The organism is Halomonas sp. 3A7M, assembly GCF_014897875.1.
Taxonomy (GTDB): Bacteria; Pseudomonadota; Gammaproteobacteria; order Pseudomonadales; family Halomonadaceae; genus Vreelandella.
Window position 1 is genome coordinate 1 of sequence record NZ_JABUZD010000055.1, and the last position, 23,711, is coordinate 23,711.

23 protein-coding genes and 1 other RNA gene are annotated in these 23,711 nt (G+C 54.4%); 9 read left to right on the forward strand and 15 right to left on the reverse strand.

Annotated features, from left to right (window positions below):
* Positions 1 to 191 precede the first annotated feature (191 nt).
* Positions 192 to 1,217, forward strand: coding sequence for an aspartate carbamoyltransferase (gene pyrB, locus INT19_RS04625; RefSeq protein WP_083000221.1), 1,026 nt, complete (start codon positions 192 to 194; stop codon positions 1,215 to 1,217).
* Between the two features lie 15 nt (positions 1,218 to 1,232).
* Here the strand turns inward: pyrB and ruvX are convergent, their stop codons facing one another.
* The 7 genes from ruvX to INT19_RS04660 all read right to left on the reverse strand — a co-directional run bounded on the left by ruvX (position 1,233) and on the right by INT19_RS04660 (position 6,087).
* Complete coding sequence (ruvX, locus tag INT19_RS04630; protein WP_038480028.1) at positions 1,233 to 1,688, reverse strand: Holliday junction resolvase RuvX; 456 nt, start codon at positions 1,686 to 1,688, stop codon at positions 1,233 to 1,235.
* 12 nt (positions 1,689 to 1,700) lie between these two features.
* Positions 1,701 to 2,258: a YqgE/AlgH family protein gene (locus INT19_RS04635; RefSeq protein ID WP_038480025.1), complete on the reverse strand. Its 558-nt coding sequence runs from the start codon at positions 2,256 to 2,258 to the stop codon at positions 1,701 to 1,703.
* 73 nt (positions 2,259 to 2,331) lie between these two features.
* Positions 2,332 to 3,288, reverse strand: coding sequence for a glutathione synthase (gene gshB, locus INT19_RS04640; RefSeq protein ID WP_089040094.1), 957 nt, complete (start codon positions 3,286 to 3,288; stop codon positions 2,332 to 2,334).
* Positions 3,289 to 3,364: 76 nt separating this feature from the next.
* Complete coding sequence (locus INT19_RS04645; protein ID WP_193059893.1) at positions 3,365 to 4,069, reverse strand: CvfB family protein; 705 nt, start codon at positions 4,067 to 4,069, stop codon at positions 3,365 to 3,367.
* A gap of 259 nt (positions 4,070 to 4,328) precedes the next feature.
* Positions 4,329 to 5,048: a 16S rRNA (uracil(1498)-N(3))-methyltransferase gene (locus INT19_RS04650; protein ID WP_193059917.1), complete on the reverse strand. Its 720-nt coding sequence runs from the start codon at positions 5,046 to 5,048 to the stop codon at positions 4,329 to 4,331.
* A gap of 36 nt (positions 5,049 to 5,084) precedes the next feature.
* On the reverse strand, positions 5,085 to 5,594 hold the full coding sequence (gene secB / locus INT19_RS04655) for a protein-export chaperone SecB (RefSeq protein WP_009102012.1): 510 nt from the start codon (positions 5,592 to 5,594) through the stop codon (positions 5,085 to 5,087).
* A 70-nt stretch (positions 5,595 to 5,664) separates the two neighbouring features.
* Positions 5,665 to 6,087 carry a rhodanese-like domain-containing protein gene (locus tag INT19_RS04660; RefSeq protein ID WP_030071716.1) on the reverse strand — a complete coding sequence of 141 codons (423 nt, stop codon included), beginning with the start codon at positions 6,085 to 6,087 and terminating at the stop codon, positions 5,665 to 5,667.
* A gap of 251 nt (positions 6,088 to 6,338) precedes the next feature.
* On the opposite strand from INT19_RS04660, the gene gpmI reads away from it, so the two are divergent.
* From gpmI to INT19_RS04675, 3 genes are all read left to right on the forward strand, one after another.
* On the forward strand, positions 6,339 to 7,901 hold the full coding sequence (gene gpmI, locus INT19_RS04665) for a 2,3-bisphosphoglycerate-independent phosphoglycerate mutase (RefSeq protein ID WP_193059894.1): 1,563 nt from the start codon (positions 6,339 to 6,341) through the stop codon (positions 7,899 to 7,901).
* 5 nt (positions 7,902 to 7,906) lie between these two features.
* Complete coding sequence (locus INT19_RS04670; protein ID WP_089040965.1) at positions 7,907 to 9,043, forward strand: murein hydrolase activator EnvC family protein; 1,137 nt, start codon at positions 7,907 to 7,909, stop codon at positions 9,041 to 9,043.
* Positions 9,044 to 9,130: 87 nt separating this feature from the next.
* A complete protein-coding gene (locus INT19_RS04675) occupies positions 9,131 to 10,432 on the forward strand; it encodes a S41 family peptidase (protein WP_193059895.1) in 1,302 nt (433 codons plus the stop codon).
* On the opposite strand, the gene INT19_RS04680 is transcribed toward INT19_RS04675, so the two are convergent.
* From INT19_RS04680 to INT19_RS04695, 4 genes are all read right to left on the reverse strand, one after another.
* On the reverse strand, positions 10,429 to 11,685 hold the full coding sequence (locus tag INT19_RS04680; RefSeq protein ID WP_193059896.1) for a UbiH/UbiF/VisC/COQ6 family ubiquinone biosynthesis hydroxylase: 1,257 nt from the start codon (positions 11,683 to 11,685) through the stop codon (positions 10,429 to 10,431). The two genes, INT19_RS04675 and INT19_RS04680, sit on opposite strands and share 4 nt — an antisense overlap.
* Positions 11,686 to 11,710: 25 nt before the next feature.
* Entirely contained in the window at positions 11,711 to 12,949 is a 1,239-nt protein-coding gene (ubiH, locus tag INT19_RS04685) for a 2-octaprenyl-6-methoxyphenyl hydroxylase (RefSeq protein ID WP_193059897.1), read from the reverse strand.
* A gap of 86 nt (positions 12,950 to 13,035) precedes the next feature.
* Complete coding sequence (gene pepP / locus INT19_RS04690; RefSeq protein ID WP_193059898.1) at positions 13,036 to 14,376, reverse strand: Xaa-Pro aminopeptidase; 1,341 nt, start codon at positions 14,374 to 14,376, stop codon at positions 13,036 to 13,038.
* A 14-nt stretch (positions 14,377 to 14,390) separates the two neighbouring features.
* Positions 14,391 to 14,969: a UPF0149 family protein gene (locus tag INT19_RS04695; RefSeq protein WP_193059899.1), complete on the reverse strand. Its 579-nt coding sequence runs from the start codon at positions 14,967 to 14,969 to the stop codon at positions 14,391 to 14,393.
* 204 nt (positions 14,970 to 15,173) lie between these two features.
* On the opposite strand from INT19_RS04695, the gene INT19_RS04700 reads away from it, so the two are divergent.
* From INT19_RS04700 to INT19_RS04710, 3 genes are all read left to right on the forward strand, one after another.
* The gene (locus INT19_RS04700; protein WP_089040104.1) at positions 15,174 to 15,482 is read left to right on the forward strand and encodes a cell division protein ZapA; all 309 of its coding nucleotides are present in this window, start codon (positions 15,174 to 15,176) and stop codon (positions 15,480 to 15,482) included.
* Between the two features lie 51 nt (positions 15,483 to 15,533).
* A non-coding RNA gene (gene ssrS, locus INT19_RS04705) (6S RNA) lies at positions 15,534 to 15,716 on the forward strand.
* 34 nt (positions 15,717 to 15,750) lie between these two features.
* Positions 15,751 to 16,383 carry a 5-formyltetrahydrofolate cyclo-ligase gene (locus tag INT19_RS04710; protein ID WP_193059900.1) on the forward strand — a complete coding sequence of 211 codons (633 nt, stop codon included), beginning with the start codon at positions 15,751 to 15,753 and terminating at the stop codon, positions 16,381 to 16,383.
* A gap of 412 nt (positions 16,384 to 16,795) precedes the next feature.
* Here INT19_RS04710 and ilvA read toward each other — a convergent pair whose 3' ends face one another.
* A complete protein-coding gene (gene ilvA / locus INT19_RS04715; protein ID WP_193059901.1) occupies positions 16,796 to 18,310 on the reverse strand; it encodes a threonine ammonia-lyase, biosynthetic in 1,515 nt (504 codons plus the stop codon).
* Positions 18,311 to 18,470: 160 nt separating this feature from the next.
* Here ilvA and rpiA point away from each other — a divergent pair, with 160 nt between their 5' ends.
* The gene (gene rpiA, locus INT19_RS04720; protein WP_193059902.1) at positions 18,471 to 19,145 is read left to right on the forward strand and encodes a ribose-5-phosphate isomerase RpiA; all 675 of its coding nucleotides are present in this window, start codon (positions 18,471 to 18,473) and stop codon (positions 19,143 to 19,145) included.
* Here rpiA and waaA read toward each other — a convergent pair.
* The 3 genes from waaA to INT19_RS04735 are packed head-to-tail and all read right to left on the reverse strand — an operon-like array spanning position 19,137 to position 22,943.
* Complete coding sequence (gene waaA, locus INT19_RS04725) at positions 19,137 to 20,426, reverse strand: lipid IV(A) 3-deoxy-D-manno-octulosonic acid transferase (RefSeq protein WP_193059903.1); 1,290 nt, start codon at positions 20,424 to 20,426, stop codon at positions 19,137 to 19,139. The two genes, rpiA and waaA, sit on opposite strands and share 9 nt — an antisense overlap.
* Positions 20,426 to 21,856: a bifunctional D-glycero-beta-D-manno-heptose-7-phosphate kinase/D-glycero-beta-D-manno-heptose 1-phosphate adenylyltransferase HldE gene (gene hldE / locus INT19_RS04730; protein WP_193059904.1), complete on the reverse strand. Its 1,431-nt coding sequence runs from the start codon at positions 21,854 to 21,856 to the stop codon at positions 20,426 to 20,428. Before hldE ends, waaA begins: the two co-directional genes overlap by 1 nt.
* Positions 21,846 to 22,943, reverse strand: coding sequence for a glycosyltransferase family 9 protein (locus tag INT19_RS04735; protein ID WP_089040108.1), 1,098 nt, complete (start codon positions 22,941 to 22,943; stop codon positions 21,846 to 21,848). The genes hldE and INT19_RS04735 overlap by 11 nt, the downstream gene beginning before the upstream one ends.
* Here INT19_RS04735 and INT19_RS04740 point away from each other — a divergent pair.
* A complete protein-coding gene (locus tag INT19_RS04740; protein WP_193059905.1) occupies positions 22,942 to 23,709 on the forward strand; it encodes a 3-deoxy-D-manno-octulosonic acid kinase in 768 nt (255 codons plus the stop codon). The two genes, INT19_RS04735 and INT19_RS04740, sit on opposite strands and share 2 nt — an antisense overlap.
* Positions 23,710 to 23,711: the final 2 nt, after the last annotated feature.

Genomic DNA, 23,711 nt, shown 5'->3' on the forward strand with positions numbered 1-23,711 from the left:
TGCGTCCCCGGCAGCGGATGCGTACTTTACGGATTCGCTGCCGTTTTGGCAAGGGCTATTTATAGATAAGTGCGAAAAAGTTTTAAGGCAGGCCGTTTGCTAATTGAAAGCGCTTCGACGGCACTCCATTGGCGGTTACACTTATACCAGCTTTATAGCCCCCAACGCCCACCCCCATTCTGAGGTCCGTGATGAGCCAGCATCTATTAACTGTCGATTCATTACAGCGCGAAAGCGTTGACCACCTGCTACGCGTTGCAGCGCGTATGGAACCTATTGCCAGCCGTCGCCACGTTACTCGGGTGCTGGAAGGTGCTGTGCTTGGTAATTTGTTCTTTGAAGCGAGTACACGCACACGCGTGAGCTTTAATGCTGCGTTTTGCCGTCTGGGGGGAAGTGTGTGTGACACCACCGGTTTTACTTTCTCTTCTATGGCCAAGGGTGAATCGCTTTACGATACTAGCCGAGTGATGAGTGGCTATTGCGATGCGATTGTAATGCGCCATCCTGATCAAGGATCGGTAGCAGAGTTCGCCGCCGCCACCAATGTGCCGGTAATTAACGGAGGGGATGGCCCAGGTGAGCACCCAAGCCAAGCGCTGCTTGATCTTTATACGATTGATAAAGAGTTTCAGCGATTAGGTAAATCACTCAGCGGCGCACATATTCTGCTGACCGGTGATTTGAAATATGGCCGCACCGTGCATTCGCTGATCAAGCTACTGTCTCTCTATGATCCGCTGCGCATTACCCTGGTATCGCCACCGGGCCTGGAAATGCCGACTGCGCTGATTGACCTTGTGACGTCTCGCGGGCACCGCGTCGAACAACGTGACTCACTGGCCAGTGACTTCTCAGATCTGGACGTGGTTTACACCACACGCATCCAGAAAGAGCGTTTTACCGATGAAATGAACGAGAGCTTTCAGGGGCTTTCCGATGACTTTATGGTTAATCGCGACTTTCTGGATCAGCGCTGCAGCCAAAGTACGATTGTCATGCACCCACTACCCCGAGATAGCCGCCCTGGCGCCAATGACCTAAACGTGAATCTTAACGGAGACCCGCGTTTGGCGATTTTCCGCCAAACTGACAACGGGATCCCCATGCGGATGGCCATTTTTGCCACGCTATTAAAGGTAGATGAGCTGATTGAGAAAGACCTGAGACCCGTGCGCTGGTTTGTGCCATCTCAAACCGGCACTCTAGACCGTTAAGTCATTACATCAGGTTTAATGAGCGATCCGCCCACCAGGAAGTCCTTCTTGGTGGGCAAACCAACCTTCTAGAATAAGCACAGCAGCGATGCCATCGACACTTTCTTCTCGATAGTTACCACGATGGCCTGCCGCATGAGCGATCTGCTTCGCTTCGCGAGTAGAGCCACGCTCGTCAACCATTTCACAGGGCTTGCCATAGCGCCCGTGCAGGCGATTACCGAACTTGCGTGACCGCGCGCTCATCGCAGACTCAGTCCCATCCATGTTCAGCGGCAAGCCAACTACAAACAAGTCAGGCTGCCACTCCTCTACTAACCGTGTAACAACATTCCAGTCAGGAATGCCGTCTCGAGCGGTTAGCGGCGTTAGCTCGCGTGCGCTATTAAGCAACTCATTGCCTACCGCGACACCAATACGCCGAGTACCAAAATCAAATGCGAGTATTAGCCGTTGCCCACGATCAGCCATAAAACTCAACCATCATGCATGGCCCGCGTCGCGGGTCATCAGGTTTAGATCAACGCCCAGTATGCCAGCGGCAGCGGTTAGACGCTCAGCGGGAGGGGTGTTAAACAGTACGCTGCCTTGGCCTTCGACCGTCAGCCACGCATTCTCTTTTAGCTCGTCTTCTAATTGCCCAACGTCCCAACCCGCGCAGCCTAGGCACACCAGAAAATCTTCGGGGCCGGTATCGTCGGCAAGCGCCTGAAGAATATCCATCGAGGTGGTCAGCGCAATACCGTCTTCTACCTGGACACTGGAGTCCCACTCCTGGCTATCACCGATATGCAAAATGAAGCCACGATCCTTATGCATAGGGCCGCCATAATAGACCGGTGCATTACGGTGCGGGCTATCATCGCCTCCCAGCGACAGCTGCTCAAAGAGGGCATCGAGGGTAATTTCAAGTGGACGATTGGCGATGACCCCCATGCAACCATTGTGATCATGGTCGCAAAGGTAGATCAGGCTACCGGCAAAATTAGGGTCATCCAAGTGAGGCATAGCCATCAAAAAATGATGCTTAAAGCTTTGCATGCGTCTCCTACGGCTCGCTGAATACTCAGCGAGCCTCGCGTTATTAGGCGAATAGAACGTTCAACGGCATCGGTTAGTTAAGACGACGTTCAATAGCATCCAGCAGCATTCCGGCAATGTCCGTGCCGCGCTGATCATCAATTTCACGTACACAGGTAGGACTGGTGACGTTAATTTCAGTGATGTAATCACCAATCACATCTAAACCAACAAACATCAGCCCTTTTTCACGAATCATGGGCTGCACCTGCTGAATCAACCAGTGGTCACGCTCAGTCAACTCACGGCTGACACCGCGCCCGCCAGCGGCGAGGTTACCCCGAGTTTCACCCGCCGAGGGAATACGCGCCAGCCCATAGGGCACGGGTTCACCGTCAACCAATAAGATGCGCGTGTCGCCATCTTTGATTTCGGCTAGGTAGCGTTGCGCCATAATTTGCCGCTGGCCACGCAGGGTTAATTGCTCAATAACCGCGCCAATGTTGCGGCCATCAGGGCCGATATGAAAAATCCCTGTACCGCCCATGCCATCAAGGGGTTTGAAAATCACATCACCATGCTCCGCGTGGAAAGCACGCAGGACGTCATCACGACTGGCGACAATGGTGGGCGCACAGCACTGGGGAAACTGCTGGGCAAATAATTTTTCATTACACTGCAACAACGCAGCGGTTGGATTAACTACCAGAACGCCTTCCCGCTCGGCAAACCCCAGCAGATGGACCGCATTGATAAAGTCGGCATCGACAGGCGGGTCTTTGCGCATTAGCACAATATCCAACTCCACCAGTGGGCGCTGAGCCGCTTCACCGAGGTCGTACCAATGGTTAGGATCGCGATGCACCGTTAATGGGCGCATACGTGCATAAGCCTGTCCTGCGTTCAAGAAAAGATCTTCTTGCTCCATATAATGCAGTGTGTAGCCGCGCTCTTGCGCCGCCCACAGCATGGCCATGGTGGTATCTTTCTTGTAAGCGATGTCGCTGATGGGATCCATCACCACACCGAGATGCAACGTTGATTGGCTCATCGGGGTAACATCCATACATGAACAAAAGGTAAGCAGTATGCCGCACTGCCTGCACAGCTCCAACCGTCGCTAGAGACTACTCGTCTTGCCCGCCCGTTAACGCCCCCGGTACAAGCCGGATAGCACCAGGCTCTAGGGTAATTAACTGCTGCTTATAAAGTCGCCCAATGGCCTGCTTGTAAGCACTCTTGCTAACACCTAATCGCGTCTTAATATCATGCGCGGAGCTTTTATCACCCAACGCTAGATAACCACCACTTTCACGTAGCGCCTGCAATACTTTATCACCCACTACATCTAAGCGAGCCACACCCGGGGGGAGCAGGCAAATATCGACACGACCATCTTCGCGGCGTTGCTTTACATAGCCTTTCAGCGACTGCCCGCGGCGCAGCGGCTGGGTAATATCATCTTGATAGATTAATCCCCAATAACGGTGGTTAACCACTACCTTCATCCCAAGGTCAGTACGGTCAGCTACCACCACAGCCACTTCATCACCTTTTTCCAGCGCCCAAGCATCGTCTGTCAAAAAACGATCCAGGCGCATGGTAGCCACAGGCCGCCCTTGGTCATCGCTATACAGCATTACCAGTACCCGCTTACCGGGATCGGGGCGAAAGCGCTGCTCGCTATAAGGCAGCAGTACATCTTTGGGCTGTCCCCATTGCAGAAACGCCCCTGTGCTATTGACCGCCGTCACGGTCAAATAGGCTACGTCACCCAGCTGAACAGCGGCGTCGCTTGCGGAACGGGGAGAAGAGTGAGACTCACGGACCATAGGTACCGTCCTTACAGAAAGTAGACCTTCATTATGGTGCCTTGCGCACGCAAGGCAAAGCGCAGCCGGTATTCGACAGCGCATAAATAGCGACCGCCACTACTCAACAGGGCAGCAGCCAGCTAGTAAGCACTCACTTATGCATACCGCTAAAAAATAAGCCCCAAAATATTTCTTAAGAATAGGCTCTTAAGAATAAATATTTAAACATGAGCTCTTACAAGTGAGTACAGAGAAGCGAGTGCTGAAAAGTGAGTACTTACACATCACCGAAGTGGTGCTGTAGCAGCGTTAGCGCAACAACAGGTGCCGTTTCAGTACGCAATACTCTTGGACCGAGCGTCAGCGGTGTAAAGCCACCCACAGTGGCCACATTAATATCCGCATCACTTAAGCCACCCTCTGGGCCGATTAAGAGCGCTACTGCAGCGGGGCATGGCTGTTGCGAAAATACATTGCCTGTCGCTAGGTGAAGCATCAAGCGTAACGGCTCTTGCCGCTCGGCCAGCCAATCATCCAGCGCTTTTGGTGGATAGATGGGGGGGACAACCGCTCGCCCACTCTGTTCACAAGCGCTAGCCGCAACCGCCTGCCAGTGAGCCAGTTTTTTCTCTTCACGGTCACCCTTGAGACGTACATCACCCCGCTCAGTGTAGAGCGGGGTAATCGCTGCAACGCCCAGCTCAACGGCTTTTTGAATGGCATAATCCATCCGGTCGCCTTTCGAGATCGCTTGGCCAAGGTGCACCGCTAACGGCGATTCGCCACTACCCGGCCAGACAGCCTCGATGATCACTGTCGTTTGCTTGCGACCAACATCGGCTAAGCGCACGCCAGCCTCTTGGCCATTGCCATCAAACAGCATCAGCGCTGCACTTTCGCCCAGCCGCAGCACCCGTGTCACATGCCGCGCCGGGCCGTCAGGCAGAGTGATGGTTGTGCCCACTGCAAACTCAGCGGGCACATAAAGGCGAGGCATTTTGCCGTGTAAGGCAACCCAGTCAGCAGCATGCACTTAGTGAGTATTCTCGGCTGCTTGCTGAGCCTGCTGCGCTTCACGCTGTTTGCGCTGAGCGTACATAGCTTCAAAATTCACCGGCGCCAGCATTAGCGGCGGGAAACCACCACGATTGACCAGGTTGTCAACGCATTCACGAGCATAAGGGAACAGCAAGTTGGGGCAGAACGCACCCAGAGTTTGTTCCAGCTGTGCCCCTTCAATTCCAGAAATACGGAACAGGCCAGCTTGCTCTACTTCTGCAAGGAACGACGTAGTGCCGGTTTCGCTATCGTTAACCTGGGCAGTCACCTTTACAACCACTTCGTACTGGTCGTCGGCTATTTTCTGGCTAGTGGTGTTCAGATCCAGATTCACCTTAGGCTTAAATGCCTGCTTGAATACGGAAGGTGAGTTCGGCGCTTCAAAGGAAATATCTTTCACATAGATACGCTGTAAAGAGAACTTCAGCTGAGGCTTTTCGCCTTCTGCGGCGCCTGCCTGCGGGGTGTTGTTATCTTCCGCCATTGGGATACTCCTAATTGTTCATCTGCTAAAAAATTGCGCGACAGCGCACGGTTAAATACTTGCTACTTAATTACTTTTTTACCACCGGAAGACCATCGGCCTGCCACTGCACCATGCCACCTCTTAACTTATTGACACGTTCAAAACCTGCCTTAGCAAGTTTTGCCTGGGCAGCACCAGAGCTTTGGCCATGCTTACATACCACGATGATCGGCTGGCTTTTCACTTTCTCCAGTTCATTCATGCGGCTGTCGAGGCTGCTTTGAGGAATATTGCGTGCACCTGCAATATGTCCTGCTTTAAAGTCTTTGCTTTCACGGATATCCAGCACCACCGCATCTTCACGGTTAATAAGCTGAGTCGCCTGGGTAGAGGTCACAGCATGCGTGGCGGCGCTGCGCGCTTCGTACGCCACCCATGCTATTAATACCAGCAAAAACGCCCCGACAAGTAGGGGGTGGTTCATTACGAATTCGAACAGCTGATCGATCATCGTGAACACAATCTCTTGGTCTATGCAGAAAAAAGCGGCCTAGCCGCCTCCAGAAACGCAACAAGTATACACGTCACACGGCATACCGCGCAGGCCATGACGCCCAACGGCTGCCTGCGTTATGATGCCCCATGCGCGCGCCTGTCGCGACCCTGATTATAAGGTGTTGTCTGAAAACTGTTTGAGCAGCCTTCACCAACGTTTCAAACAGCACCTCATATCGCTTGGCTGACCAACATAAAGAGGTTTTCATGGCTACAACTGCACCGCGCCCCGTGGCGCTAATCATCTTAGATGGCTACGGCCACAATCCCGATAGCGCCCACAACGCAGTGGCCGCAGCTAATACGCCCAACATGGACAAACTGTGGGCCAACCGCCCGCACGCCTATGTGCACACCGATGGTCGCCATGTGGGCCTGCCTGACGGGCAGATGGGCAATTCTGAAGTAGGCCATATGAATATTGGTGCCGGGCGTGTTGTGTACCAGGACTTCACCCGCATTACCAAAGCAATTGAAGACGGCGATCTAGACACCAACGAGGTGCTGACCAAGTCCATCGACGAGGCCGTTGCCAATGGCCGCGCCGTTCACTTACTTGGGCTGCTTTCTCCCGGCGGCGTGCATAGCCACGAAGACCACTTTATTGCCATGGCTGAGCTTGCTGCCCGACGCGGCGCGCAGCGCATTTTTATCCATGCGTTTTTAGACGGACGCGATATGCCGCCGCAAAGTGCGCTCCGCTCGATCGAGCGTGCTAATGCACGTTTGGCAGAGTTAGTAGGTGCCGACAATGGCTTTGTTGCCTCGGTCATTGGCCGCTTTTATGCAATGGACCGTGATAACCGCTGGGAGCGGGTTGAGCAAGCCTACCGCTTGCTGACCGATGGCCACGCTGACTTTATTGCTTCCAGTGCTGAAACCGCCCTGCGCGACGCTTACCAGCGCGGCGAAACCGACGAATTTGTCGCTTCTAGCAGTATCCCGCTGAATGGCACCGCCATTACCCTCCAAGACGGCGATGCAGCTATTTTCCTTAATTTCCGCTCCGACCGCGCCCGCGAATTAACGCGCGCGATCACTGAAGCTGAGTTTAACGGCTTTGAGCGGCGTGTACGTCCTACACTGGCTGGCGACGGTTTAGTCACGATGACCCAGTACGCCGCCAACATTCCAGCACCAGCGGCCTTTCCCCCTTCTGATCTCACCGATACCCTGGGGGAAGTGGTTGCTAAACGCGGCCTAACTCAGCTACGTATTGCAGAAACAGAAAAGTATCCCCACGTCACCTTTTTCTTCTCCGGCGGTAATGAAGCCGAGTACGAAGGCGAAGAGCGCATTTTAGTGCCCTCCCCCCGTGACGTTAAAACCTACGACGAAAAACCCGAGATGAGCGCCTTTGAGATCACCGATAAGCTGGTGGACGCTATCGACAGCGGTCGCTTTGACTTAATAGTGTGCAATTATGCCAATGGCGACATGGTTGGCCATACCGGTGACTTCAACGCCGCGGTAAAAGCGATTGAAACCGTTGATACTTGCGTTGGCCGGGTAGTAGAGGCTATTGGACGTGCCGGTGGTGCTTGCCTGATCACAGCTGACCATGGCAATGCCGAACAGATGGTGCATCCGGAAACAGGCGCGCCGCAAACAGCTCACACCACCTTTACGGTGCCGTTGATTTACGTGGGAGAGCAGAATGGGCGGCTGGAAGATGGACGACTGTGCGATTTAGCGCCGACGTTGTTAACCATGATGAACCAGGCACAGCCCGAAGCAATGACAGGTAACCCACTGATTCATTTTGATTGATGCTGATGCGATGGACGTTAGCAGTCGCGCTCATGCTGGCGTTAGGTTATGCGCCAGCAAGTTTAGCCCAGCCAAATGAAAATGCCGCGCGCCAGCAGTTGGATGCGATTGGCCAGGAGATCGAAGCGGCTGCCCAGCGCCTCAGTGCGACCGGGCAAGCGCGGGATAGCGCCGAGCGTGAGCTGCGCCATGTGGAAACGGAGCTCGCTGAGACTCACCAGCGCCTGGATCAACTTCAGGCTGAGCGCCGTCAACTGGCCGACGAAACGACCCAACTTCGCCAGCACCGAGAGCGCTTGGAAGGTGAGCGTGAAGCGCAATACGCTGCGCTGAGCCAACAGCTGGCAGCCCTTTATCGACTGGGGCCAACACCCCAGTTGAAACTGCTCCTAAATCAAAGCGATCCAGCCGAGCTAGACCGAATGCAGGCGTATCTAAATCGCCTGACTCAGGCGCGTCAGCAACGCCTTACGGATATAAGCCGCCTCGACAACGCACTGGCAGATACCGAGCAAGCGCTCAGCGAGCGTCAAACGCGCCTTGATGCATTAGCCGACGAGCTAGAAGAGCAAAGCGCTATACTCGCTCAGCGAACCGAGGAGCGGCGTGGCGTCGTAGCGACCCTGGATGACCGCTATGGCAGCGAAGAGGATCGCTTAGCCGATCTAAACCAAAGCCGTGAGCAGGCCGAACAGCAGCTAAGGGCGATACAAGCGGAGCTGGCTCGTTTAGCCGAGCCAACACCGACCACACACATCACCCGCACGCGGGGCGATTTACCCTGGCCCGTTCAAGGAGCCATTACGGCAACCTTTCAGCGTAGAGACGGCGTGCACTATAACGGTATCGTGATTCGAGCAGATTCGGGCAGTGCAGTAACAGCCGTTCATACGGGCCGCGTGGTATTCGCCGACTGGATGCGTGGCTTTGGCAACCTGCTGATTATTGATCACGGTGATCAGATCATGACGCTCTATGCTCACTTGCAACAATTTAGTGCACGGCCCGGCCAACAAGTAAGCCGTGGCACTGAAATTGGACGTGTCGGCAACAGCGGCGGGCAGACCAACCCCGCGCTTTACTTCGAAGTGCGGCGTAGCGGTGAACCAATTAATCCACAACGTTGGATTGCACGCCGCTGACGGGATAAGCTGACTCCTATGAATTAACAATCATGTCTCAACTTATGCAGCGCCTTCTGGCGCTGCCTTTCGCCTAGCGGAGTCCGCATGACGCTATCTGTTACCAAGGTATCGGCCCCTGCCAAGCGCTTTTTGGCTACCCTGCTCCCGCTTGTACTGCTGACTGCTCCTTTCCCCTTAATGGCTCAGTCTGCAAATAGCGTTGCTGATGACCTACCGCTTGAAGAGATCCAGACCTTTGCTGAGGTGTTTGAGCGCATTAAACGCGGCTATGTCGAAGAGGTTGACGACCGCACGTTATTGCGTAATGCCATGCGAGGCATGCTCAGCGAGCTAGATCCCCATTCAGCCTATTTAGACGAAGAAGAGTACCGAAGCCTGCGCGAATCCACCCAAGGTGAGTTTGGCGGTATTGGCATTGAAGTAGGCACAGAAAACGGGCAGCTAATAGTTATTACCCCCATCGATGACACACCAGCTTCACGAGCGGGCCTGTTATCCCGCGATGTGATTGTGGCTATCGATGGAACGCCAACCGACAGCTTATCGCTTCAAGAGGCGGTTAACCTGATGCGTGGCGAACCGGGTAGCCAACTGCGTATTTCCGTCTTGCGGGCGGGTGAAGAGTCTCCGCGTGAGTTCACACTAACGCGCGAAGTAATTCGCAATGAAAGCGTTAAGCATGAAGTGCTGGAGCCAGGCTATGGCTACTTGCGAATTAGCCAGTTTCAGTCGCGCACCCCAGAGCAGGCACGTAGGTCGTTAGAGCGCATGGCCCGAGAGCAGCCACTTGAGGGACTCATTCTCGATTTACGCAATAACCCAGGTGGCGTTTTGCAGGCCGCCGTTGGCGTTGCCGACCTGTTCCTGGATGAAGGACTAATTGTGTACACCGAAGGGCGTCTTTCTGACACCGAAATGTCGTTTTCGGCATCGCCAGAGACACCCGCTGGTGATGTGCCGCTCGTTGTACTGATAAACAGTGGTAGCGCCTCGGCTGCTGAAATTGTCGCAGGGGCGCTTCAAGACCAGCGCCGCGGGGTGATAATGGGCACCGAAAGCTTTGGTAAAGGCTCCGTGCAGCAGATCATGCCGCTTGGCAATGGCGAAGGTCTTAAGCTGACAACCGCGCTTTACTACACCCCCAATGGGCGCTCAATCCAAGCACAAGGTATCGAGCCTGACGTGGAAGTGGTACGCGGCCGGCTGGAAGTGGCTGAGGGGCAACGTCAAATCCGCGAAGCTGATCTTGATGGTCATCTAAGCGGCCAAGACGCAATGCCCCGGGAGCGGACTGAAATGTCTCAGCGCCTGCGCGAGGACTATCAGCTCAGTGAAGCGCTGAACTTACTCAAAGCATTGAACGTGGTGGATCGTCGGCGCCGTTAACGACACGATTGCGGCAGGCGTCCTCGCTCTCCGATTGCCTGCCGCATCACCAGTCGTTTTATCGGCACCAACTGATTCATACCACTCATCCCCATATTGCGCGCCAGCGTCAATGCAGGCACTTGGCTACCGAAAAGCACTTTAAACCCTTTCATCAGCCCCAGCATGGCGCTGTTATCGAAGCGCCTACGCCGCTCGTAGCGACTCAGCGTGGTCAACGCCCCCCAGGGGGCTCCTCGCTGCCATGCATTAATCACTTCCTCAGCCAGCACTGCCGCATCCATAAATCCTAGGTTAACGCCCTGCCCCGCTAGCGGGTGAATGCTATGGGCAGCATCGCCCACCAAGGCAAAATTAGGCTGCACGTAGTGAGCGGCGTGGCGCTGAATCAGCGGAAACCGATAGGCCGTATCGACGGCACTCACCTGACCTAAACGGTAGTCAAAGGCTTCACTTAGCGCCTGCCCCAACGCCTCGCTAGAGAGCGATGTAAGTTGATGTGCATGCTCAGGCGTGGTCGACCAGACAATCGAACAGTAGCGGTCATCACCGCCCACCGTTAACGGCAAAAAAGCCAGTGGATGGCCAGCGATAAAAGCCTGACGAGCCGTGTCGCCATGGGACTTTTCACACCTTACGGTGGTAACGACGGCCTCTTGCTGCATAGACTCTTCGGCCACTGATATCCCTGCCAATTCACGCATGGTGGAGCGTGCACCGTCGGCAGCAATTAATAATGGCGTATGCAATTGTCGGCCGTCATCCAGCACTAGCCAGCGCCCGCTATCAGAGGTTTGCAAAGCCTCCACGCCCACTCCAAAGAAAGTGCTAACGGAAGGCAGCGCTAGCACCTGCTCATTTAACGCGGCCAATGTCACATCGTTTTCAACAATATGTCCAAGTACGGGCGCACCTGCTTCATCGGCGGAAAAATGGATGCTACCGCTGCCTTCTGCATCCCACACCTGCATATAACGGTAAGGCGTTACCCTAGTAGCAGCCATCGCGGGCCATGCCTTCAAATGCGAGAGCAGCCGCTGTGAAACCGGCGTCAAAGCACTCACCCTGGGGGCAGGCGGATGGCCACCAAAAGCATCTAAGCGCAGTGGTGCTGCTTTGGTTTCAACCAACGCCACTTGCATCCCAGCGTTAGCCAGCAGCCCTGCTAGTGCCGTGCCGACCATTCCGGCACCTACGATCACCGCGTCAAAACGTTCAACCGGCACATCTATTGCCGCTGTTTGCGTTTTCATAACGTTCCCTTAGCTACTTGTTGCATCAGCGCTCTAGACCCATTGCTCTGCGTGCCAAGCTGCGGCGAAGCGGGCCCACTAAATTGAGCCCCACCAGGCCAGCGGCTCGGGCATGCGGCAGTAGGGGCAGCGAATAGCCAAATAGACGCACTAACCCATCGCTAAACCGAATGACATTGGCTCGGTCTTGCGCACGACGCTGCTCAAAGGCGAGTAACATGTCCATATCACCAAGAGCACGCTGGTTCTGAGCGCCCTGCGCTAGTGCTTCGACCAGATCCATCACTGAGCGCAGTGCCAAGTTAAACCCCTGACCCGCTACCGGGTGAAGCGCATGGGCAGCATTTCCCAACACCGCCAACCCAGGTCGAACGGGCTCTTCCGCGGTAATCAGCGAAAGTGGGTAGCTGAAACGCTGCCCCACCCGAGTAAAACGCCCGACTCGATCACCAAAGGCAGCTTGTAGCTGGCGTAAAAACGCCGAATCGGAGAGCGCTAGTCGCGCCTGCTCTGTGCCGCTGGCATGCGTCCAGACCAGCTCCATCGCTTGGCCAGGCAATGGTAGCAGTGCGATCGGCCCCTCTGCTGTAAAGCGCTCATAGGCAACCCCCTCGTGGGGCTGGCTAATACCGACATGGGCAATGACGGCTGTTTGCTCGTAAGAGCGGTGGCGACTACTGATGCCCAACTGCTCTTTCAGTCCAGATCGCCCGCCATCGGCGAGAATAGTCAGCGCTGCCGTTAGTTCACTGCCATCGGAAAGCACCAGGCGGTGGCCGTTAGCTTGTGGCATTAGTTGCGCCACCGTTGCAGGGCAGTGCCACTCAATCGGCAGTTGCTGAAGATGGTGATGCAGCACACGCCCCATCCAAGCATTAGGAATGACATGCCCCAATGCCGACACTCCCAGCTCCTGAGCGCTAAGCCTAGTGGCACCTAAACGACCGCGCTCGCTGATATGAATGCGCTTGATCGGGGTAGCTTCACTGCGCATCGCCTCCCAAACACCCAGTTGGCGAAAGCGTTGGGCAGAGCCTTCAGCAATAGCACTGGCCCTAGCATCAAAGCTTGGCTGCCACGCTGACTTCTCAGCGTTTTCAGGTAAGGCAGCCGCTTCAACAATTGCCACACGCCAGCCGTAGCGCTCAATCAACGGCGCCAACGCGCAGCCTAAGCTGGCACCGACCAGCCCGCCTCCCACAATAACGATATCGTGGGTGAGCGTAGCTGCTTGCTGCTGTCTTACCTGCTGAGTCCCATGCATTGTCATCTCCTACGGATAAACCAAACCCAGCAAATGTAATTTCGTAATGTAAATTACATAAACAAATATCAATGGAATTTTACTGCTTATTTATTAACCATTAATTGCTCTATATCAGCAATTCGCTTCGGCACGTCTGACGTAAGCACTTCGTGCCCATCACGGGTCACCACGACATCATCTTCAATACGAATGCCAATTCCGCGGTAAGCGGCAGGAATATCATCATCGCTGGGAATGTATAAACCAGGCTCAATCGTGACGACCATGCCTTCGGTTAGCAGGCGCGGCGTCTCTTCATCCAACCGATAAGTTCCTACATCGTGCACGTCTAACCCCAACCAATGGGACGTAGAGTGCAGGTAGAAGCGCCGATAGCTCTCATCGTCAATGCGCTCCTGCACATCGCCCTCTAACAACCCGAGACCGATCAGCCCAGCGGTTAAATCCCTCACGACCCCTTGGTGAATATCCGCCAGCGTGGCTCCCGGCTTGACGGCGTGCACTGCACGCTCTTGCGCATCTAGCACCACTTGATAAAGCGCCCGCTGAGCGTCATTGAACCGACCATTAACCGGGAAAGTACGGGTAATATCCCCAGCGTAGAGGTCGAACTCGGCCCCTGCGTCAATCAGCACAAGTGTATCGGCCTGCAACGTATCGCTGTTCTCAATATAGTGCAGCACGCAAGCGTTAACGCCACCACCAACAATGGTGCTATACGCAGGCCCGCTAGCACCTTGCCAAACGAATTCGTGCTCTAACTCTGCCTGCAACTGATACTCGCTTAACCCTGGACGGCAGACACGCATCGCACGCGTATGCGCCTTTGCTGAAATAGCGGCCGCATGGCGCAGTAGGGTAATTTCAGCAGGGCTTTTAATGAGGCGCATCTCATGAACAAGCGGGCGGCTATCCAACCATCCTTTCAATGCTGGCTTACCTCGGCGTAGGCCAGCTTGAGCGCAGGCCAACGCCTCTTCTGCAATATTCAGCGCCTCGGGATTATCTAACGGCAGGTAGAGCAGTTCGCGGCCTGCCAATAGACCTGGTAACAGCTCTTCCCGCTGAGCATTTTCAAACGCTTGGTCAATGCCATGCTGAGCCTCAACGCCCTGGGCGCCTAGCCGTCTACCTGTCCAGGCTTCCATCGTGGCGTCGCGGTCTTGGCAAAACACCACGCTTTGGCCTGCCTCGCGCCCAGGCAGCACTACAAGCAACGCATCGGGCTCTTGAATGCCGGTTAAGTAGTAAAAATCACTCTGCTGGCGGAACGCGTATTCGCTATCGTGAGAGCGCGTTACCAAGGCAGCGCTTGGCACCACTAGCGCAGCATTGGCAGGCAGTTGGGCGATGAGCGCTTCTCGGCGCTGGCGGTACTCTGCAGGCGCAATAGCGGCGGGCCGAGGCAGTAACTCAGGTAACATAGATAACTCCTGTATTAATGAACGGGGGCGTCGGTCTGCTCAACCTGGGGCATTCCTGGGTGCTGCTCGGTGTAGAGCAACATTGCCGCCATACGCGCGTGTTCCGTCAGCGCAAATAGATCATTTTCGTTTTCAGGACTATCCTCGATATCGGTTTCGATCTGTACGAGTCCTGCGAGATCCTCGATGGCTTCTTGAAGCGTCTTAGACCAGCGCTCGCGTAGCGCTTCATCAGCCACGTCTTCAACGACTTCCATAAAACCCAGCGTCCACTCTTTTAGCCCCTGGGCTTGCTCGGCGAGTGAAAAAAGCTCATCGGGTAGCAGCGGTGTGTAATTCAAATCGCTGGCGCTCAATGCCTCCAGCGTTTGACGCCGCCAACCTAGTAAGCGTTCAGCGCTATCAGGATCTCGCGGCTGCTCGACCCCTAAGCTTAGGCATACCTCTTCTAGCCATGCTTCAGCCGTCACATCACGCAGCGCTAACAGACCACTTAGGCGGCCATCCAAAAACGCGGGCGACTGCATACTTCCATGCAGAAGAAAAACATCCGCGACGTCAGAAAAATCCTGGCGTTCATTGATTAGGGACATGGGCATTGCTCGCTATACAAAATGGGGAATGAAGTCGTCGTAACAACATCGCTAAGGGTGTTAAACCGCAGAAGGAATCTTACGGCGCGCGCGCCTGTGCGTTGACCCCACATAAGCGGCTCTCTTATAGTGAACGCCAACTATCCTTCCTATGCAGCGATGTTAACGCATTGGTCAATAAAATGACCTGTGCCGGAGTTTTTGATGAGTAACGCGAAGCGGCCAACCAAAGAAATCACCCTACTGGGTCGCAGCTACATGATTGCTTGCGACACTGGCGAAGAAGCTAAGCTGGAACGTGCTGCTCGCTATTTAGATCGCGCGATGAATGGCATTCACGCCCAAAGCAATGCCCTTGGCAGCGAGCGGGTTGCAGTGATGGCAGCGCTGAATATCACCCATGAGTTGCTTGAAATTATGGATGAGCACCGCGCGAGCGAAGCAAACCTGAACCGCCTAAACGACCGCCTTGAACGGGCACTAGCGGATACACGCCAGCAAAAAGAACCGTAAGAACCTGCTGTCGGCTCTTTGGCATTACCACTGGCTCTGTTAGGATAGAGATGTTCTCTGGGGTGTACGCCAGTCGTTATAGTCCCTCGAGCCTATGCGAAGTACCCAGGGGGCCAAATGCTAGCCAAACCCGTGTGCATGTCCGTGCGTCGGAAAGCCTGACGGTTTGGCTGCGGCCACCCACCTGAACCAGTAGGTTCAGGGCCAGAACGACAGCGGCATTCTGGGGAACACTTAGTCTTGATTAGCTCATCACGAGTAGCTCGTTATGAACGATACTGCTGCCCGCAGTACATTCGGCGATAAAATTGCGCTTCGTCGTGAGCTTAGACGCAGACGCCGCACCCTTTCCCTAGATCAGCAAAAACAAGCCGCTACCGCCCTTTGCCAGCGCCTTAAAGGGCTGCCTGAAATTTGTCGTGCGAAACGCATTAGCCTTTATTTACCGGTTAACGGCGAGATAGACCCGACACCATTAATACCTTGGCTTCGACAGCGAAAAGTAAGTATTTACTTACCGGTATTGCGCCCATTTTCGACTAATCGCCTTTGGTTTGTTGCCTACCGCGAATCTACCCCCATGGTTAAAAACCGTTTTGGCATCGCAGAGCCCTGTTCACGATTTGCCGCCGATAGGCGCAATCGCCTGCCAGCTTGGGCGCTAGATACGCTTATTGTTCCGCTGGTAGGTTTTGATAAGCAAGCAAATCGCATGGGCATGGGAGGTGGTTTCTATGATCGCAGCCTCGCTTTTATGCGCCGCCAAGGGCCAGCACCGACACTTATAGGCGTTGCTCACGCCTGCCAACAGGTGGATGCGCTACCCATCGAGCCTTGGGATATTCCGTTGGACGTGATAGCAAGTGACACAAGGGTTATTCGACCAACTAAAACGGGCTGATCATTAAGATCAGCCCGTTTTAAATATCAACCTCGACTAGCTTGGCGCAGCGTTTACGCTGAAAGCGCTGTGATCAACTTAGTAAGTTAACTCCCCGATAGCGCTTGCGCGTATCCAGTGGCGAGTACTCCAAGTAAAAACACCACTGTTAGCGCCATCACCATATCAGGCTTTTTACGCCGCATGCCTCATCTCCAACGTCTTTTACGGTTGCCAAATATCCTTAATGCGTCATCTAAACAGTGTTTCTAAAAAGATGACACACCTCATTAATTTCGCCCACGACTATAGGGCTATAGAAGAGGACTGACAACTGCTTTCAGTGCTATTTTTAACGCATCATTAAACGTTTTCAGAAGCTCACTCTTCTTAACAACTCTGCATCCCGGGGTTAGTGAGTACTTACAATTCTTTACGCCATAAAGAGCTTATACGCTGGGTTATCGCTCTCTCGCCAATAACGGTAGCCAATCGCATCTAAGTACTCTGCAACATGGGTTTGATCACTGCTCGGCACTTGCATACCGACCAATACACGACCGTAGGCAGCACCATGATTTCGGTAGTGGAACAGTGAAATATTCCAGTCATGGGGTAGCTGGGTTAAAAAGTTCATTAGCGCACCCGGGCGCTCCGGGAACTCAAAGCGGTAGAGCTCTTCTTCAAAGCGCTCGCTGGGCCGACCACCACTAAGATGGCGGATATGTAGCTTCGCCAGCTCATTGTCGGTCAAATCTTCAACCTGATAGCCAGCTTCACGAAGCTTATCAATCACCGCCTGGCGGTCTTCCCCACCCGGTTTAACTTGAACACCCACAAAGATATGAGCCTCGCTATTATCTGCATAGCGATAGCTGAACTCGGTGACCATGCGCTTGCCCAGCGTGCGGCAAAACTTTTTAAAACTGCCTGGGTTTTCCGCAATGGTCACCGCCAATATCGCTTCACGCTGCTCACCCAGCTCGGTGCGTTCCGCAATATGTTGCAAACGATCAAAATTGGTATTCGCGCCAGAGTTAATACATATCAACGTCTCGCCTTCAGCACCGGTTTGCTGCACATATTTCTTCAAGCCAGCTAGCGAAAGCGCCCCTGACGTTTCTGCGACGGCACGTGTATCTTCAAAGATATCCTTCACCGCTGCACACATCTCATCGGTATTCACCGTGATAACGTCGTCGATTAAGTCACGTACCAGAGAAAAGGGCACTTCACCGATTTGCGCGACGGCGACACCCTCCGCGAACACGCCAACTTGATCCAGCACGACCCGCTCCCCGGCTTCTAGCGCGGCTTTTAAACAGGCACTGTCTTCGGCTTCTACGGCAATGATTTTGATATCTGGGCGCAGATATTTCACATACGCTGCGACGCCTGCAATTAAGCCGCCGCCACCGACAGGAATAAAAATAGCGTCTAGACGGCCACTGTGCTGGCGCAGAATTTCAACACCAATAGTGCCCTGACCTGCAACTACATCGATATCATCAAACGGCGGAATATAGGTATAGCCATGCTCTTTAATCAATTCTTGAGCATGCTCAGCAGCAGCAGCAAATGCATCACCTTTCAAAATAACCTTAGCACCGCGGGCACGTACTGCCTGAACCTTAATATCGGGCGTAATACGCGGCATCACAATAACCGCCTTCACCCCCATCAGCTTGGCTGCCATAGCCAAACCCTGGGCATGATTGCCCGCCGATGCTGCAATCACGCCCTTGGCCTTCTGCTCTTCAGTTAGCTGGGCCATTTTGTTGTAAGCACCACGAATCTTGAAAGAAAACACTGGCTGAAGATCTTCGCGCTTAATCAAAATTTGGTTATTGAAACGACGCGACAAAAAGGGAGCGGGTGAAATAGGGGTCTCACAAGCGGCTTCATAAACGCGGGCTTGGAGGATCTTTTTGACGGTTGCTTCGAGCATGCGGGAATCCCAAAAAAATAACGTGACCCTGACGGGAGAGAGCAAAGCCTTTATTGGTAGCAGATTACGCCTAGCGTCGTCTAGCGGCGTTTCCATCGGCAGTGGACGCTAAGGCCGTTATACTAGGGAACACTGCCTAACCCTGACGCAGGAAAATATGATGACCCAAGATGAATTGAAAGCGGCCGTAGCGGATGCTGCGGTTAAAGAGATTGAGCCTCATCTCGAAAAAGATACCGTGCTAGGTATTGGCACAGGTTCCACAGCGAACCTGTTTATTGATCGTTTAGGCCCGCTAAGAGATCGTTTCAAAGGGGCCGTTGCCAGCTCAGAAGCCAGTGCTAAGCGCCTACAGGCGCTAGGTATTGAGGTATTCGAGCTGAACAATGTTGGCGATGTTCCTTTTTACATCGACGGTGCAGACGAAGTAAACGCTAACTTACAAATGATTAAAGGGGGTGGCGCCGCCCTAACCCGGGAAAAAATCGTCGCCGCCTGCGCCAAGCGATTTATTTGCATTGCCGATGGCTCTAAATACGTGAACCAACTTGGCAACTTCCCGCTACCGGTAGAAGTTATTCCGATGGCACGCTCCTACGTCGCTCGGGAGCTGGTCAAGCTAGGTGCTGACCCCGTCTATCGGCAAGGGGTAGTCACCGATAATGGCAATCAAATTATCGACTGTTTTGACTTTATGATCGACGACCCAGCCTCCATGGAAGCGTGTATTAATGCCATTGTAGGCGTCGTCACGAACGGTTTATTCGCCCAGCGCGGTGCCGATGTACTGCTGTTAGGTAAAACGGACGGCGTAGAACGAACCGCGTTACGTTAACCACGGACTAAGCCCATCGAGCGTGCGCGCCAATGCGCCTCTATGGGCTTCAACTGCCTCTCGCCCAGCCTGCCCAATTTGCAGAGCAAATGATGGCGTTGCCAGCCGCTCGGCCAGCGCGTCGGCTAAGGCATCGGGTGTTTCCACCACGCTTAACGCACCTACCGCTAACAGCGGCTCTGCCACATCGCTAAAGTTGTCAAGCGAAGGGCCGCAGAGCACTGGCTTACCTAACGCCGCAGGCTCCAGTACGTTGTGGCCACCCAACGGTACCAAACTACCGCCAACATAGGCCACATGCCCTGCTGCATACAGCGTTGCCAGCTCACCTAGCGTATCCCCCAGGTAAACCTGCGTTTGTGGCGTCACGGCCTGCTGCTGGCTGCGACGGCTGAGTGCCCAGCCGCCTTGGGAACACAGCCTGGCCACTTCGTCAAAACGCTGCGGGTGTCGCGGCACCAATACCAATAACGCTGTTGGAAAGCGCTGCAATAGCTGACGATGGGCCTCCAAGAGCAGTACTTCTTCCCCGTCGCGGGTGGAACCTGCCACCCACACTGGGCGCGCGCCCCAGACTTGAAGTAAGTACTCACTCTCTTCCAGAGCCTTTTCCTGAGAGGGCACCTCAAATTTTAACGATCCAACGACATGAGTTACTGCTGCGCGGCAACCCAGTGCCTGAAAGCGCTCGGCATCTTGGGCAGATTTAGCAGCCAGCCATGTGACATTAGCTAATGCACTCGCCATTAACGAACGCAAGCGCTGATAGCGTGCAAAGGCTCGTGGCGATAGCCGCCCGTTGACGACCGCGACAGGTACTGCTTGTTGGTGGCAAGCGTGCAGCAGGTTGGGCCACAGTTCGGTTTCAAACAGAATGGCAAGAGTGGGTTGCACGCGGGTAATAAAACGCTTGGCCGCTCCCGGAAAATCCAAAGGGAGGAAGCAGTGAGCAAGCCTTACTTGATCCGGCGCGGTTTGTTCACCGATGAGTGTTTGAACCTGCTGAGCACCCGTCGCGGTCATTGTGGTCAACAACAGGCTGTGCTGAGGGTAACGCGCCAGCAAACCCTCTATTAGGGGACGGGCAGCGCGCACTTCCCCCACCGAGGCACAGTGCAACCAAATTCGCGGTCCAGGGGGAAGCTTACCCAAACGCATACCAAGCCGCTGCAAGCGCGAGTAAGTAAGTACTTGCTCACGCCAGATGCGCCAGCCAATCAGCGGCGACAACATATAAAGCACCGCTGAATAAACAAGCCGAGGCCAAATCGGCGACGCCATTAGCCCTCGCGATCCAGGATGGAGCTAATCATTGCGGTGGTCGATACGCCATCTTCAAAGCCAAGTACTTTTACATCGCCGCCGTTGGCGATAACGGCCTCCCCTCCTGCAATATCTTCAGGGCGGTAATCGCCACCTTTCACCAAAATATCCGGTAAAACGGCTTCAATTAGCGCTTGGGGAGTATCATCATTAAATGGCACGACCCAATCGACAGCGCCTAATCCAGCCAGGACTTGCATGCGGCGGTTAAGCGGGTTGATTGGCCGTTTAGGGCCTTTCAAACGGCCAATAGAGGCATCATCATTCACCGCAACGATGAGGCGATCCCCCAGGCGTTTGGCTTGTTCCAGGTAGGCCACGTGTCCTGCATGAAGAATATCAAAGCAGCCATTGGTCATCACCACGCGCTCGCCACGCAGCTGGGCAGCCCGCACGGCGTCGACCAGCGGGACTTGGTCAATCACCCCAAATTCAGCCAGCTTGTCGCCGTGTAGCGCGGTGTAGAGCTCGGCTATCGAGAGCGTCGCCGTTCCCGGTTTGGCCACCACCAAGCCCGCCCCTAAGTTGGCCAGCATCATTGCTTCTGGCAATGCATGGCCTGATGCCAGCGCGAGCCCCATCAGGCCAATCACGGTATCGCCTGCACCAGTTACGTCGAACACTTCCTGGGCGCGGGTGGGTAAATGGAGCGGTGCGAGGCCTTCACGAATAAGCGTCATACCTTTTTCGCTGCGAGTGATCAGCAGCGCTTCTAACTCAAGCTCGGCGCGCAACGCTTCTCCGCGCTGGGCAAGAACATCGTCGTTGGCACAGTGACCAACCACCGCTTCAAACTCGGTTAAGTTAGGCGTAATTAAACTCGCCCCACGATACTTACTAAAATCTTGGCCTTTCGGATCGACCAGCACTCGCTTGCCGAAAGCACGCGCCATCTGAATCAGCGACTCGACCTGGTTAAGCGTTCCTTTACCGTAGTCAGAAAGAATCATCACATCGCAATCAGGCAGCGCTTTTTCGACCTGCTCCAGCAGAGCAGTGGTATCGACACCATCAAGGCGCTGCTCAAAATCCAGCCGCAGTAGCTGTTGATTACGACTCATCACACGCAGCTTGGTAATCGTTGGTATCTCTGGGCTTCGCTGAAAGTAAGTACTCACATTCGACGATGCCAAACGCGACGTCAACAACTCGGCGTTCTCATCCTCTCCCACCACACCTGCCAGGGCGACGTGGCCGCCTAGAGAGGCCACATTGAGTGCCACGTTCGCTGCGCCCCCGGGACGATCATCAGCATCTTCGACACGCACCACCGGCACCGGCGCTTCGGGTGAAATACGCGACGTGCCACCATGCCAGTAGCGGTCGAGCATCACATCCCCCACCACCAATACGCGGGCATGTTCCAGGGCGGTTAAATCAACTCTCATCCAAAGGTCCTGTTGTTGGCGGCACTGCGGTATACGCCAGCAGCGCGTCTAGCTTAGCAATCACGTCGTCGGCTTTGATCAAATCCATGGCATCCGCATGGCGTACTCGCTGTCCCCAGCTAACCTCATCGACGGATTTATTCAGATACGTGCGAACCGCTTCGGGATAAGCATTGACTGCAAAATCCCGCCAACAATAAGGCGCGGCACGCTGAGGATTGGTGGTCGCATAGAGACCAAGTGTGGGCGTACCCATGGCATTCCCCATATGCGCCGGCCCCGTGTCGGGGGCAATGACGGCACGGGCATTGTCAATCAACGCCAGTACGCCTTTGAGCGATGTACCACCGATAGCATTAATAACGCTATCCGGTTGGCATAGCGCCTCAATTTGATCGCCGATTTCTCGCTCTAATGAACTCCCCCCACCGGTCAACACGCTCTTCAGACCATGGTGTACCCAAGCATGTTCAATTACGCTGGCATAGCCTTCCACTGACCAATTGCGGAAATTGCGCAGCCGTGCGTTGCTGCAAGGATTAATGACCAGATATGGCGTATCGCCACTGACCCCTCGGGCTTCTTCATAGGCCAGCGGTGGTACGGCCAGATTCCACTCCAATCGATCATCTTCTACGCCGAGCAAGCGAGCGAAGTCCATAAACGACTCCAACACATGGGCGTTAGAATGTGGCGCAAGCTGATGCTGTGTAAACCAATGCTGAGCGTCTTTGGCGCGCGACTTATCATAGCCCACGCGTACATTGGCCTTGAGGCCAAGCGAAAGCACGCTGGCGCGTATCGCTTGCTGCATGTGCAGCAGTACATCAAAGCGAGTATCGGAAAGCTCTTTCCACAGGGCACGCATGCCCGCAAGACCGGTGGACTTGTCATAGACAACAAACTCGACCCCAGAAAGCCCCGCCAGTAAACTGTGCTCCCCCTTGCCGATTATCCAGGTAATGCGAGCGTGCGGCCATTGGCGCTGCAACGCACGCACCGTGGGCACAAGATTGCACACATCTCCCAACGCGGAGAGGCGCAAAATGGCAATATGGTTAGGTTGAGCAGGCAGAGAGGGCTTCATGCGCTTAGCGGCACTCCGGCAAAGAAATTGGCTGATTTTACATGATGTAGACAGTTTAAGTGACGCTGCCACGTCACACCAACTGTCGCAACATGGATCTCAACAACGATCGCAACAACGGTCTCAAGGGCAGTCACACCCACTTCATCCTGATCTATTCCATCAGGCCTATTGGCGTGAGCGTAATTTAATCGTCGGGGAAGCACCAGGAAGGGGTAGCAGTTTCTTCTTAAAGGCCAGTGATTCAGAGCAGTGGGTATTGCGTCCTTATCGCCGCGGTGGATTGATCGCCAAGCTAAGCGAGAAACGCTACTTGTGGCTGGGTGAAGAGCGCACCCGTGCGTTTCACGAGCTGCGCTTAAACGCTGCGCTGTATGACCAGGGACTGCCAGTGCCACGCCCCGTTGCCTGCTGTGTTATGCGTTACGGCCCTACGTATGAAGCGGCGCTCATCACCGTTAGGATTCCAGGCGCTCAGGCGCTGGCTAGCTTATTGGCGGCAGGGGAAGCAGATGAGGCGTTACTTCAGCGCGTTGGCGCAATGATAAAGCGCTTCCATCAAGCAGGCCTTGATCATGTTGATCTAAATGCGCGCAATATCTTGATCGACCCCCATGGCGAACCCTGGCTGATTGATCTGGACCGCTGCCGCCAACGGCCACCAGGTAAGTGGCAGGAACACAATATAAACCGCCTAGCAAGGTCACTAAAAAAATTCCATTGCCATAGTGTGCTGCCTAGCATATTAAAAGGTTATAACCGTTAACC